We start from the raw sequence: 13,819 nt of genomic DNA, 5'->3' as shown, positions 1-13,819 counted from the left end.
ACACCATTTGCCCGAAAGGGTGTAGCCATGTGTCCCAAATGGTGTAGCCATACGCTTAAAAGGGTGTAGCCCTACCGGATAAAAGGTTATTTTCCCCGAAATATGAGCGTAAGTTTCCTCTGGAAAAAGGTTTTATCCGCTACTTTCCGGTATATCCCGTTTGTTTCCAGAAAGTCTATTTGATTGAAAATTCACCTTAAACAAACATTTTAAACCTTTTATAGGAGTATTACCGTGCAATATCCTTTTTATTTTCCGCATATGCTTTCTATTTGCATTTCTCTGATAAGGATTCCTTGCATTCTTTTTCATCAAGCGTCGCACGGATAGAGAAATCTCAATCCAGACATCGTTATCTCATATCTCCGCACAAAACGATAACTGACAAATAAATTCAGCTAATGGAAGTAAATATGGAGAACAAACAAGCTCCGTATCACTTCATAAGTTTCGCAAGCCTTCGGCAAGCTCAGGATGACGGGATAGTACAGGTTATCATTTAATTCGTTTCTTTCGGGATATGAATATAGTTCAACTACTGATTCGCATTAATTGCAATACTTCTTTTCTTATATTAAGGCGAGTTTGATTTTTTGTTATCTGTCTTCCGATTGTCGGTGTGAGATTTTTGGGTGCAAAGTTCAAACATACCATTATTTATCCCAAGACCAGGCTTTGTTCCGCTACAAATCTTCCTGTAAGAAGGCAGAAAGAAAAACTATCGCAGCCAAATCTCCCATTCCCGGTTATAGTGGTTTGTGGACCGTGAGGAAAATTATTCGCTTGTACGGCGGTAGGATGATGGTGTATAAATACGCTTAGTAAGGTGGAGTATCGGAACAAAGAAAATCAGGCAGATCACAGAAAAGCACATATATCTGCCACAAGTAATAACCCTCATGTAACGTTGATAATGGCAGACAATATGCTTGGTGGTTATTTGCAGAGCACTTTGTCTGGCGAGTTTAGCATTTCGGTATTGGATACCTTTGACATGAAACTACTTACTTCCATAAGGCATAGTCCGGATACGATTATTATAGATGAAAATGTGAATGGTGTATGTGGAGATGAGGATTGGAAGCCCGGACAGTCAGCATCTGCAGGCTCAAAGCTGACATTCAGATGCTAATAGGCAGCTGTGAGTTCTACAATCTTATCTATAAGCAGTTGCTATTGTCCTAGAACTGGAAGTAAATGAGAGGTACATGCTAGGCGAGCAACTGGAAAGATGCAAGTACCTATTTTCACGCTTTCTAGTTAACATTTCTGTTGCTTTCATCCGTTTTAAAGTGTAGCATAATACATATATTGTCGGATAAGCAATACCCAAACTATATATTTTTTGAGGATTCCCGTAATATGTGAATAAAAGTCTTAACCGCATTGCGTTGATAAGAGCCTCTCAGAAATAACAGTGTGGCATTCATTGGAATATTGTTTTTTTCGAACGGTATTGCTACCAGGCCATCTTGTTCATGTACCAATGCCTTTGCCAGAACCGTTATCCATTGTCCTGTTTTAACGAGGTGCAGAAGGGTGTAGATCTCATTAATCTCAATCTGTGGAATAATTTGTAGTTTCTGGGAACAGATGAAGGAGTCAAATTGATGTCGTGCATTTATACCTTTTGATGGGATAACAATGGGATAGTTTGCCAGGATGGATGGATTGATTTGGGTATATGATGCTAAAACATGATGTTCTTCCACTACTACACAAAGGTCTGTTGCAAATAAAGGCTGTTCCTCTATCTGGTTATCAGGTTCTAACAGATTGAATGATAATGCAAAATCCAAGTCACCGGAATGTAGGAGTTCCAACAGTTCTGCCGCTTTTCTGTAAATAATCTCCACTGTTATCTTAGTGTATAAGGAGCAGAATCTTTTCAAGGTTTGAGTAAGAATCGGCGAAAGCCCGTATGTAACTCCAATCCTTAGCTTGCCGGTTCTCAAATTCTCCATGTCCCGTAGCATTTGTACACCGTTTTCAGCATCTGCAAGCGTTTTCTCTGCGAAAGGAAGAAATGATCGTCCAGCTTCACTCAATAAAATACGTTTGCCAATTCTTTCAAAGAGCAAAACGTCTAAATCTATTTCCAATTGCTTGATTTGTTGCGACAAGGTGCTTTGTGAAATATTAGAGAGTTTGGCAGCTTCCGTAAAGTTCAAAGTTTTTGCCGCAAATATATAATATCGTAATTGTCTGATTTCCATTACTAATCTATTTTATCGATTATTATTATCTAATCAATCCGTGATGCAAATATAGTCTGTTATATCGAGTTTTAGTAATTTTGCAGCATAAAAAAATAGAAATGAATTGGAACTATATGCAACCTGTCAGAATCAGGTTTGGTAATGGCTTGACAAGCTATTTACCGGAAGAGATTAAAATACTGAATGGGCAGAATGGTTTGCTGATAACTTCTGCTTCCTTTGTGAAAAAGGGATTGTCGGAGAAGCTATGCAAAATGTCCGGTGGAACGATTAAACACGTATATGGTCAAGTCTCAGCTAATCCTGATGTAATGGAATGTGAAGCTTGTACCCAAATGTTGCGAGAGAACTCATGCGATTTCGTGGTGGCACTCGGTGGTGGAAGTGTAATGGATTGCGCCAAGGCGGCAGCCACCCTTTGTCTGACTGACGAACCGGTAGAGAACTATTTGGCAACAAGCAAGCAAGTTCCACAAGCACATTTGCCGCTTATTGCCATACCAACCACCGCAGGGACAGGAAGCGAGATTACCTGTGTGTCAGTCCTGTCCGACCACCGTAGGGGAATTAAATCACCTATCACCTCTAATAGTTTCTATCCGGAAGTTGCTATTGTAGACCCTGAACTGACCTATTCTGTTTCTCCTTATATGACGGCTTGCACGGGTTTTGACGTGCTTTGTCATGCTATCGAAGCATATTGGAGCATTCACCACCAACCTATTTGTGACGCTTTGGCTGTTCATGCGGCACGTCTCGTCTTTACCCATCTGCTTGTTGCCTGTCAATATCCTAAAGACGTAACGGCACGTGAGAAAATGGCGGAAGCGTCCGTCATGGCAGGTTTGGCTTTTACTATGCCCAAAACCACTTCGGCACACGCCTGTTCTTATCCGCTTACAAATCTGCTTGGCATGCCTCATGGAGAAGCCTGTGCCTTGACGATTGCCTACTTTCTACGCTTCAATGCAAAGCATGGTTGTTGCCGTATTCAATCATTAGCTAAAGAATTGGGCTATGATGATGCCAATAGTTTGGCAGATGCCATAGAACAACTTAAAATAGAAACAGGGATGCGCCGGGACTTGAAAGAATACAAACTCAACGATAAACAGCTCGAAGCATTGGTGCAAGGCAGCAAACATCCGAACCTGCTGAACAATCCGGTCATAGTGAGCGAGGAAGATTTGAGAGAGATGTATAACACAATGAGATAATTATATATATGAAATCATTTGATGAACTATTGCGGCAAAGGCGAAGCATCCGCCAATATGATGCGCAGAAGAATGTATCGAAAGAGTGCATAGAGAAGCTGTTGGCGGCAGCTATTGAGGCTCCTTCGTGGAAGAACAAGCAGACAAGCCGCTATCATGTGGTGATGTCACCGGAGATTCGTTCCCGATTAAAAGAGTGTCTTGCACTCCAAAACCGGATCTCGATAGCCGATGCTCCTGTACTGATTGTCACAACTTTCGTGAAAGGAATCGTTGGATTTGAAAGGGACGGCACACCGACCAATGAGCTGGCAGACGGATGGGGAGCTTATGACCTCGGGTTGCAAAACTCCATTCTTCTTCTGAAGGCGACAGAGTTGGAATTGGATACCATCGTACTGGGTTTGAGAGATGCCGATGCTATCCGTGATTTACTTCACATTCAGGATGATGAAGTGATTGTATCTGTTATTGGAGTGGGTTATCGAAGCAAAGATTCCATACGTCCCAAGCGAAAGGAGATAAGTGAGATTGTAACCTACTACTAATCTGATATTTATTATGAAACAACTGATAACGAAAAGTGTTTTTATTATTACCCTCTGTTGCGGATTCTGTCCGTTACCAATCAGAGGGCAAAACAAGATTGAGAAGACAATGAACTATTCAAAAGTAAACTACCATTATTGTAAGGTCGAGGACGTTGAACTATTCTATCGTACAGCCGGAGATAGAACAAAACCGGCGATGCTGTTGTTGCATGGTTTTCCCAGCAGTAGCCATATGTTCCGCGATTTAATTCCGGAACTGGCAGATGATTTTTATGTCATAGCACCAGACTATCCGGGATTCGGTCAGACTGAAGCACCGGGACGTGACAAGTTCGATTATACATTTGAACACCTGACGGATATTGTGGATGCCTTTACACAAAATCTGAAGCTGAAGCGTTTTGCCCTCTATGTATTTGATTATGGTGCACCCATCGGCTTCCGTCTGGCAATGCGGCATCCCGAACAAATCACAGCCATCATCAGTCAGAACGGAAATGTCTATCGGGAAGGCCTTGGAAAGAAATGGGCTGCCCGTGAAGCTTATTGGCGCAATCCCACTCCCGAACTTCGGAAAGAGTTCAGTTCCGCCTTTGCACCGGAGACTATCAAAGGACAATACTTGGGCGGAACTGCGGACGGAGCGGTTTCCCCCGATGGCTATACGCTTGACATTGCTTATGTGTCCCAACCCGGACGCTCCGAAATCCAGTCGGATCTGATTTTGGACTATCGTACCAATGTGGCTCTTTACCCGGTGTTCCAAACCTATCTGCGTGAATATCAGCCGCCTCTCTTGGCTGTATGGGGAAAGAATGACCCTTCCTTTATTCCGCAAGGTGCGGAAGCGTTCAAACGGGATGTGCCAAATGCAGAAATACACTGGGTCGATTCGGGGCATTTTGCACTTGAAACCCATGCCAAGGAGATAGGGCAAATGATTGTGGCGTTCATGAAAAAACTTCCATGATAGGGAAAAGAAAATGTGTAGAAGATCTATTTATATATTTAACACTAATGAATAAGATAAATTTGATGATGGCGTTGATAGTAGTCCTGTGTTTGGGTGCTTGTAATGCCAATCTGCCTAAAACGACGGAGACGAACTTGACTGGTAAAGAAAACGGTAAATGGACAGAAGCAAGTCCGGAAGAATTGCCCAATGCCATTCAATTGATAAATAAAGGTAAGATGGTATTGGCAGCAGGCAGTGATAAAGACATGAATGCAATGGCTATATCACAAGGAAGCATCGGCTATTTATGGCATCGTCCTGTTGTTACCATCTATATTTCTTCAAGTCGTCACACTCATAAGTACTTGGAAACAATGATTATTTCACGCTAAGTACTTTTGCTCCCAGTGAGATGAATAAGCTGATGTACTTAGGTACACATTCCGGACGGGATGGCGACAAGATAAAGGAATCGGGTGTCCATACCGAATTTACCGAACTTGGCAATCCCAGTTTCCAAGAAGCGACAATGACCGTTGAATGTAAGAAAATCTATAGTGAGCCGTTTAAAGAGGAAAAGATGGACAGCACTGCCATGGAGATGTATAAGGATGGAACAGGTACACATACTATGTATATCGGAGAGATTGTAAATGTTTGGATTCGTAAATAGATACAATGATATGGATAAATTTCGTTATATAGCAAGCTGTTTATTCACCCGTGATTATCCGGAACTGAGTTTCCGTATTCAGGATTATCTGCGGAAGAACTTTGGTATGGACATCATTCGTTGCTGTGCCGATAAATATAAGGTTCATGAGTTTGAGGAATGTATGGCACCCTCCATTCGGCAGCGTTGGAAGGATACCACTCATTATACTCCGTTTGACAAGGATACTGTCATGGTATCCGTTTGCCACAACTGCACGGCAGTCTTTCAAGAAAGTCTCCCGGAAGTGAAAGTTGTTTCTCTTTGGGAGTTTCTCTTGGAAAATGCTACAGACTTTCCTTTCCCTGACTGTAAAGGTGAAAAAATGACCTTACAGGACTGTTGGCGTTCTTACGACAACACCAAAGAACAGGAAGCTGTCCGGGCATTGATGCATAAAATGAATATTGAGATAGTCGAGTTGAAAGAGAATCATGCGAATACCCATTTCTGTGGCATCTCTACCTTACGACCAGCTCCGGCACGTAATCTTAAAATGGCTCCCAAACGTTTTGTAGAAGACGCACCGGGCTTATTTAAGCTACATACACTGGAAGAACAAAAGTCTGCTATGCAAGAATATTGCAAGCAAGTCCAGACAGAAAAAGTAGTGGCATATTGCCATTATTGTACGGAAGGCTTTCGATTGGCTGGTCAGCAGAACCTTCATTTAGCAGAGCTGTTATTCAAGAATTTGTCTTGCTAAGTAGCACTATATATCTGGAATAGAATAATATATCTTGAAGATTTAGATCGTATTGTCTTTCATTTAAGGTCATGCACCACTTCGGATGGCATGACCTTCGTGTAGTAAATGAAAAAGTGAAAATCCACCTTTCCCTCTTATCCCATTTTATTTACTTCCTCTTTTTTATTAATAGCAACCTTTTTACCCTTTGTTCATATTGTATGCGGTATTGAATTCGGCAATGGTCTGATTTATCACATCAATCAGTTCTTCGATGGCAGTACAATCTTTTGCCGTCTTGCTTAACAGCAGCGATGCATATACATAATCACAAATTTGTTGATAACAAGCATCTGTGTGTTGACGTACAGTACCTATGTTCTCTGTTTTGTTGGTGGTACGAATCCTTGTAGAATTGTTACGAATCGCTTCATTTCTTTTATTCATCGTGTCAAGAGTTGAAACAGTGCTTGTTAATCCTAATATAGTGATCTGTTCAGCATTGCGGGGATTCTTGAAATCTGCTATCAAGCCGCTGATATGGGCTGTTTCTGTGTCCATTGCTTCATTCTTTAATTCTGAATAAGGCTCAATGATAAGGCTTAAAATCTCGTAGGCTGCCTTATTCGTCGCTAATAGAGAATGCGCCGCACTATTGATTGCGGTAAAAAGTTCATCTATCAGTTCGTCGCGCTCGCGGTCATATTGTATCAATAGAGTAGCATCCATACTGGTGTGTGTTTCGTGCGTCAAATCGTTTTCCAGGTTGATGTTATATAGGTATTCTTCCAATAGCTCATAACTTACATTGATTTTCTCTGTACCAGGTACAGTAGATGTGAAGTAGCCATACATACGTTGATGAAATCCGGCATGAAGTGCGTTAGAAAACTGGCCGCAAGATGAGCCGGAGATTTTCTTGATGTTTTTCATAATTTTTTGTCTTTTGGTAGCCAGTCGCGCAAACCGTTTGTGTGCCAGCCCGGTTCTTATACTTAGATTGTTCCGCAAACGGTTTGCGGTGGGCTCCCATCTCTTTATACTCCGCAGAAGCTCGGCGCGGGATCTTTGTTTTTGAAACAGTTCGCATAACGGTTGTAGAAAGCTTCAGGTTTAGAAAATATTCCAAGGAAACTAGTGAACTATTTTCTAGACAAGTGTCTTACAAAAATCATCTGCAAGGCATTTTTTCACCAAAAGCCACAGCATATGATGCTATGGTGAGTTTTCGACAGCAAAAATACACTTTTAGAGGAATAATACAAAAGAATAGGCTTTCTTCTTTATGGTTCTATATGCTTTTTCTATGCCGGTTTTGATCTTGTTATGGTAAATGTCCCTGTTTTATAGTTATATTAATTCCCCTTTTTTTAAAGAGTCATATGATTGAAATCCCTCTTTTAACAAACCAAGCTATTTCTCTTTTTATACATCATGTAATAGTATAAATACTTGTCTGCCGGTATCAGAATGTCATCTCCCATTGTTTATAGGGTTCCCTTGTTTAAATTTATCTATTTTCTCCTACCCTCAATTATATGATCGGTTCTATAGGAATCCGATTTTTCCCGTTTCAAATATTGGTACAATTGTATTTATTTCTATTACATTTTCCCATTCTGGCAGCTACAACTACAGTTGAATGTTATCGTTTCATAACAATCTATGTTCCTTACCAGTACCGGTCATTGTGGTTTTTACCCAATCTTTTCATTTCATTTTCTGTAACGAAGTCACTATCATTTTTCCGATGCAAAGTTAGTGGACAGCTATACCCTTCTTTTATGAAGGGATATGGGGCCAATTCGTAAACACCGCCGTAACTATTTCTAAAGAATCTTCCTTTACCGAGAAAGCATATTCTCAAGGAATTGTTTCCTTCTATCTTGACCAAAAGAATTTCGATAAAATCTTCCTTTTTTTTCAGGCAATAAAAAGCGTATTTCACAGCAATTTTTTGGTGCACCCCGAAGACTGTCCGGCAGAGTTTTGCATGTAAAATTGATTAAATAACTTCTAAAAATGACGATTATGAAAAAGATTGAAAACAAATTCACAGTGACAGGTTACGTTGGTAAGGATGCAGAAATCCGTAATTTTAAAACAGCAAGTGTAGCACATTTCTCATTGGCTGTCAGCCGTAGTGAAAAAGAGGGTGATAATACTAGTTATGTATCTGCTTTTATGTCTATGGAAGCTTGGAGGAAAAATGAGAACCTTGAATCTTTCAACATCCTAAAAAAAGGGAATTTGATCACAGTGGAAGGTTATTTCAAGCCGGATGAATGGACCGACGAGACAGGGAAGAAAAGAAATCGCATTGTATTTGTAGCGTCCAAGTACTCAATGGCTTCGGATAAGGAAGAAGTACCTGTGACCGGAACATCTGGCGAATAGCAATAATCTTCCCTGTAGAATAAAGAAGGCGGCCTAGGTCGCTTTTTTTATCCTTCCGCTGCCTTTTCCTTTTTTACTGTTGCCAGTTCACTGGATCTCTCTTCTCAGGGGAATAATAGACTTCGCTGATTAGGACAGTTCCCCTAACCTTCTCTAGTTCAGGTCATGTGAATAGATCTAAACAGGAGGGCAAACGAAACACACTTTCTCTACTTCCCTTTCCGAAGCCATGATTCTCGTCATGACTTTCTCCCTTTCAGTAGTTCCAGTGAGTTTCTGTTATGTTTGTCCCCAAGTTCACATTATTTATTAATGTGTTAAGTTTTTTCCTTTTTTTAATAAATCTTAATTCACTCATCTCCCATTACAATGGCTTCCCTCTCTCCTTTTTTACAATACAAGTCATTATAAACTGTGTATTAATGGCTGGTATCCTTGTTGTTTGTTTGATTAGCTGTCCCTTTATATCTATAAATCTATTGCAAATTAGCATGATTAAAGAATATTCTAAAAAGTGTAAACAGGAGTAAGTGTTTGAAATAATCAATTGGATAGAATACGTGGGCACCCACTCACTACCACAAAGGTTGGATCGCCAGATTTACCTTCACGCAATGTTTGGAATACCCACGTTATACGTAGGCATTCAACTCATTTTGTGCGTGAATTCTTTGGACTGGCGATCCTATTTATGTGGCACAAAAAAGCTAAATGCTTCTATTATTCTCTATAAGTGTGACAAAGATATAAAACTTTTATAAGATATAGTCTTGCCGTAAGAAATAATTTTGTAGAATCTATCGGCTATTTTTATCTATACCTCTTCTCTTTTTTATCGTCAATTATCCATAAAACCATTTTGTATTTTCATCCCTATCCTCTCTCCATTATTTCTTTCATTTCTACTTTATGAAACAAGTGAAAGATAAGAGTCCGGTAATTCTTTTATCACTATCTTATATCCCTTTAATTTTGGCCGAAAAAAGAAGAATATAAAAATGATTGACAGCAAGAAAAAAAATACACTTGATAATTTTCAGATGACAATAGGATTAGACCTATTGGAATTTTTAAAAGAAAGGTCAGCTAAGACGACCAAAGAAGGTGCCTTATGTTATCTGATTTCTCAAATTGTACAAGAACCAGTCACTGTCATAAAGAATGGATACAGTTTTACTTTGCAACCTGGTCAGGTAATGGCTCCTTTGTTACAGTTGGCCAAGGAGTGGAATTGGGATAGGAAATCGGTAAGACGCTTTTTGGACGGACTGGAGAAATTAGGTTATATCAGGAAATTCCAATATCAGTATGGAACCATTCTGGAGTTTCCGGGACTGTCAGCAAGGACACCTGATACAGCTGTCCCCTCCACCTCACTTGGTGGGCAAACATCTACACCTGTTGTAGATGAGCTATTCCCCATAATGCCGGATGTCCTTATGGAGAACAGTGGACTGAAATTGCAGAGTGTATTTTACGAAGATCCTCCGTTGCAACTTGATGAAAAAAAACGGAATCTTTGCCGGGAAGTTTATGATAAGTTCATTAGTAATTTCCCACTATTGCCAAAACCTGCTCCCTATGATCAAAGAATAGAAAAGGATATATACTATGTTTTTATATTGGGTATGAATGGCAATTTCGGGACGTTACAGCGATATTTTGACATTATCAGGAATGATCCCTTCAGAAATGGAGCAATGGCTCAATTATCGCCTAATTCAGGATATACTGAATCATTCCAATCTCTTTTTTCCTGTAAATGGCAAATCGTATTGGCTAAAGAATCGAAGGAAATAGAAAATCAGAAATAACCCGGACATTGAAGAATTGCACAGTATATGCTCATGGCGGGCACTATGGTTACCTCTGGTATCAATTGGTATAAGGTGGGGAATCAGCATCGAACCCGGACTTTTTTGACCGTCCAAACTGGGCTTGCCCAGGCCCCCTTTTTTTAAAGGGGGGAGCCTAATCCCCCCTCCATTAAAATGGAGGAGAATTTCAGCTCCGGGAAATGTAGCAAGCTGTCTTTTTTAGGTGTCCACAAAAACATATTTATGAGTAATACAAATAAGCAGGTAGCTGATATGCAGTCAGCAAAAGGTGTCACCGCGGCAGAGAGTGATGAATATCAGAGAAGATGGAGCAATGAGCGTTGGGCCATAGCCGAGAAGGATGGGAATTATGACCGTTCGCGTGAGCATTTGAATTTTGAGGTTACGAAAGGTGGCATTGTGACCTCGATTGATAAGACAATCCGGGTACCACAAAGGATTGAAGCACGTTTGGCCCAATGTGGAATCGTAAATCCCAATAAAAAGAAAAAGGTTCCTAATATAAGGATCTGTGCCAAGTTTATTTTTGGAGGTTCACGGGAACGGATGCATGAGCTGGCGTATGGGAATCAGAAAGTAAATTTGCATAAAGGAGCCGATAATTCTCATATTATCAGAAGCTGTGAAATAGAAGAATGGGCCAAAGACATTTATAGCTTTGTATGCAATAGCTGGGGCGAGGACAATATTGTAGGTTTTTATGTCCATTTGGATGAAATGAATCCACATATTCACTGTACAGTGTTACCCATTACTTCTGAGGGTAAGCTCTCTTATAAAAAAGTCTTTAGTGGGGACACCAAATGGGACTATAGAGATAAAATGCTGGCTATACATACGGAATTGGCAGAGGTCAATCGAAAATGGAATCTCGTCAGGGGCACAAGCATCATAGAAACAGGGGCACAACATGTTTCAACCGAGGAATATCGTAGAAGTTTGAGAGAAGAATGTACAACATTAGATGAACAGATTAAGAACCAACGTAAAATACTTTATTCACTAAATGGTGATATTTGGAAAGCACAAATTCGGCTAAAGGGACTCAGTACAATGGTGAAGAATTTAGAAAAGCAGAAAGCCAATCTGGAAGATAAAAAGGTGACTTTGGAACAACAAATGAAACAAGGTAAGATTAGTGCAGATAAAGCAGAAAGTATCCTGAAAGATTTGAACATTGACCTTGCCGAAGTTATTTCTAAAATTGGAGATAAGGAAGCCAAACTGGCAAATGCTGAGCAACAGCTACTATCTTTGCAGAAAGAACTGGAAGAAACGAAAGAATATGAGTCGGCTTTAAGGAAGGAGGGCAATAAGGCTGTTGCAAATCTTGAGGAACAAGTAAAGATGCGTCTTTTGTCAGCGTCGTTTCCGGATATCCTTCAAGATTTTAAGAATATATTTTCTATGCTTACTTTTCGCGAGATAGATTTATTTGAGGATTCACTATTAAAGGATCTGGCGGAACATGGGGAAGAAATAATGAAATGTGCTATGCTTCTTTTCGTTGGTTATGTGGATCAAGCTACGATGGTTGCTGAGGGTTCTGTAGGTGGAGGTGGTGGAAGTGATTTAAAATGGGGGCGCGATGAAGATGAAGATGAGCGTGCATGGGCACGACGTTGTATGCTTATGGCCCATAAGATGGTAAAACTATCTGGAACAGGAAAACGTAATAAACGTTGAATTGCATCTGCTTAATATTGTTATAAATCAGATATGATAAGGAAGGTAGGAGTCAGAATAAGTCTCCTACCTTTTTGCTGGTAATGTCTTAATAAATTGGACAGTCTTATTTGGGGACTATTGTAATAGTCTCTATAATTCATATTCTATATAATCGGAAGCAATGTAATACGGAAAATGTGATAACGGTTAGGTGTCCCTTAATCTAGTGTCGCTGTTTATAGCTTCTTTCCACCCCCTGTCTCGTTCCTAAATTCAATTCACCGTTCCAATACTCATTTAGGCATTGGATGAAGGGGTAAATACGATGCACATTTTTCATGTACCCATTTGTTTGCCATTTAAAAATAAAATCAATGATAAGGCGTGTCATGCCTTGACCTCTTTTGGAGGTAGTATTGCGATGCTCATTAGCTAGGCGCAAGCTTTCTTTGGCTTCTGACAACAATTTTTCTATTTCTGGCCATGGATGTATATTATAAAAGAAATTTTTAATTTCTACTTTTTCTTTTAATAAGTCCTGTTTACATAGTTTACGATAGGCATATTCAATGGGATAATCAATATCTTGAGTTTCCTTGATGGAGTCTATGTATATTTTCCAATCATTTAAATTCATTGTTGAAGCGGAAATACTCGCGTTCATGACATTTTGTATTTGGGTGATAAGGACAGACCTGATTAATTTGTCATCCTTCTTTAAATTCATGAATTCTACTTCCAACATTTTAATGATTGATATATAAATATCTTTAGATTGTATCAGAAGAGAGAGATTGTTGACATTTGCTGCTTTACTTATTACTTTTTGAATAGCCAGACCGATCGAGTCTTTTAAAGAAGTAGGAAGGCATGTATAGTCTGTAAAATGAGCATAATCTATATTGGCAATTGTTACTGCGTTATTGATATCATCCAGTAGTTGTTTTCCTATTTCTAAAAAGGGAGTCACATCATTTATTAAACTATCCCAGAAATCAATTTTATTCATAATCTATAATTTGTTTCAAAAGTACGATTTATCTTTTCTATCTTTTAATATTTTAGTTTGTATATCCTTCATTTTAACCCTATTTTATAAATATTCTATCTACTTAATTAAGTCCTATAGATATATAAGTACGAAATCAAATATTATAATATATATCGTACTTAATAGGACTTAATTCTAATAAAATAGAAAAAAGACTCTCCTTTCATTATTTAATTTTGTAGCACCACTTTTACCTGTTTACTTTGTAGCTAAAAATAAACATTTACAAAAAAAATTATAGTATATGCTTAAAAATGTATTAATAACCAGTATTTTATTGCTCTCATGTAATTTGTATGCTCAGGATAGTCTTTTTGTAGAGAAAACTCATCTTCAAGATAGCGAACCTATAACAAATATGAATAATATTAGATATATCAATTTTGATAAGTCTTATTATATATATAGTACGATATTAAGTTCTGATGAATTATATAAGGACATATCTCCTACCTTTTTAAGTGGAATCTTATTAGATGATATATGGAATTATAATTGGTTCATGGATGTGGCTGTTGGCCCC

At 39.0% G+C, this 13,819-nt stretch carries 14 protein-coding genes; 11 read left to right on the top strand and 3 right to left on the bottom strand.

Going from position 1 to position 13,819, the window contains the following annotated elements:
- The first annotated feature begins 826 nt into the window (after positions 1 to 826).
- Positions 827 to 1,132: a hypothetical protein gene (locus BN161_RS20610; protein ID WP_125910892.1), complete on the top strand. Its 306-nt coding sequence runs from the start codon at positions 827 to 829 to the stop codon at positions 1,130 to 1,132.
- A 202-nt stretch (positions 1,133 to 1,334) separates the two neighbouring features.
- Here the strand turns inward: BN161_RS20610 and BN161_RS20605 are convergent, their stop codons facing one another.
- Entirely contained in the window at positions 1,335 to 2,216 is an 882-nt protein-coding gene (locus BN161_RS20605; RefSeq protein WP_044269832.1) for a LysR family transcriptional regulator, read from the bottom strand.
- Between the two features lie 101 nt (positions 2,217 to 2,317).
- Here BN161_RS20605 and BN161_RS20600 point away from each other — a divergent pair, with 101 nt between their 5' ends.
- Genes BN161_RS20600 through BN161_RS20580 form a run of 6 tightly spaced genes read left to right on the top strand, consistent with a single transcriptional unit; the run spans position 2,318 to position 6,360 of the window.
- Positions 2,318 to 3,436, top strand: a complete 1,119-nt coding sequence (locus BN161_RS20600; RefSeq protein ID WP_044269830.1) for an iron-containing alcohol dehydrogenase family protein — start codon at positions 2,318 to 2,320, stop codon at positions 3,434 to 3,436.
- An 8-nt stretch (positions 3,437 to 3,444) separates the two neighbouring features.
- Positions 3,445 to 3,984, top strand: coding sequence for a nitroreductase family protein (locus BN161_RS20595; RefSeq protein ID WP_044269828.1), 540 nt, complete (start codon positions 3,445 to 3,447; stop codon positions 3,982 to 3,984).
- A gap of 13 nt (positions 3,985 to 3,997) precedes the next feature.
- On the top strand, positions 3,998 to 4,957 hold the full coding sequence (locus tag BN161_RS20590; protein ID WP_209441918.1) for an alpha/beta fold hydrolase: 960 nt from the start codon (positions 3,998 to 4,000) through the stop codon (positions 4,955 to 4,957).
- 47 nt (positions 4,958 to 5,004) lie between these two features.
- Positions 5,005 to 5,334 carry a hypothetical protein gene (locus BN161_RS28255; RefSeq protein WP_125910891.1) on the top strand — a complete coding sequence of 110 codons (330 nt, stop codon included), beginning with the start codon at positions 5,005 to 5,007 and terminating at the stop codon, positions 5,332 to 5,334.
- A gap of 20 nt (positions 5,335 to 5,354) precedes the next feature.
- Entirely contained in the window at positions 5,355 to 5,615 is a 261-nt protein-coding gene (locus BN161_RS28250) for a flavin reductase (RefSeq protein WP_074435176.1), read from the top strand.
- 10 nt (positions 5,616 to 5,625) lie between these two features.
- A complete protein-coding gene (locus BN161_RS20580) occupies positions 5,626 to 6,360 on the top strand; it encodes a hypothetical protein (RefSeq protein ID WP_209441917.1) in 735 nt (244 codons plus the stop codon).
- Positions 6,361 to 6,543: 183 nt separating this feature from the next.
- Here the strand turns inward: BN161_RS20580 and BN161_RS20575 are convergent, their stop codons facing one another.
- Entirely contained in the window at positions 6,544 to 7,275 is a 732-nt protein-coding gene (locus BN161_RS20575; protein WP_044269822.1) for a DUF6261 family protein, read from the bottom strand.
- Positions 7,276 to 8,373: 1,098 nt separating this feature from the next.
- Here BN161_RS20575 and BN161_RS20565 point away from each other — a divergent pair.
- The 3 genes from BN161_RS20565 (at position 8,374) to mobV (ending at position 12,263) form a co-directional block, all read left to right on the top strand.
- The gene (locus tag BN161_RS20565; protein WP_044269819.1) at positions 8,374 to 8,739 is read left to right on the top strand and encodes a single-stranded DNA-binding protein; all 366 of its coding nucleotides are present in this window, start codon (positions 8,374 to 8,376) and stop codon (positions 8,737 to 8,739) included.
- Positions 8,740 to 9,779: 1,040 nt separating this feature from the next.
- Positions 9,780 to 10,553 (top strand): hypothetical protein, encoded by a 774-nt coding sequence (locus BN161_RS20560; RefSeq protein ID WP_125910890.1) that lies wholly within the window; start codon positions 9,780 to 9,782, stop codon positions 10,551 to 10,553.
- 246 nt (positions 10,554 to 10,799) lie between these two features.
- On the top strand, positions 10,800 to 12,263 hold the full coding sequence (gene mobV, locus BN161_RS20555) for a MobV family relaxase (RefSeq protein ID WP_044269836.1): 1,464 nt from the start codon (positions 10,800 to 10,802) through the stop codon (positions 12,261 to 12,263).
- A 205-nt stretch (positions 12,264 to 12,468) separates the two neighbouring features.
- Here the strand turns inward: mobV and BN161_RS20550 are convergent, their stop codons facing one another.
- Positions 12,469 to 13,254: a hypothetical protein gene (locus BN161_RS20550; RefSeq protein WP_044269815.1), complete on the bottom strand. Its 786-nt coding sequence runs from the start codon at positions 13,252 to 13,254 to the stop codon at positions 12,469 to 12,471.
- A 286-nt stretch (positions 13,255 to 13,540) separates the two neighbouring features.
- Here BN161_RS20550 and BN161_RS30170 point away from each other — a divergent pair.
- Positions 13,541 to 13,819, top strand: a 279-nt coding sequence (locus BN161_RS30170) for a hypothetical protein (protein ID WP_044269813.1), incomplete at its 3' end; no start/stop codon positions are given.

Origin of the sequence: Bacteroides timonensis, assembly GCF_000513195.1 — a bacterium.
Classification (GTDB): domain Bacteria; phylum Bacteroidota; class Bacteroidia; order Bacteroidales; family Bacteroidaceae; genus Bacteroides; species Bacteroides timonensis.
This window is presented reverse-complemented; position numbering and strand designations above follow the sequence as displayed.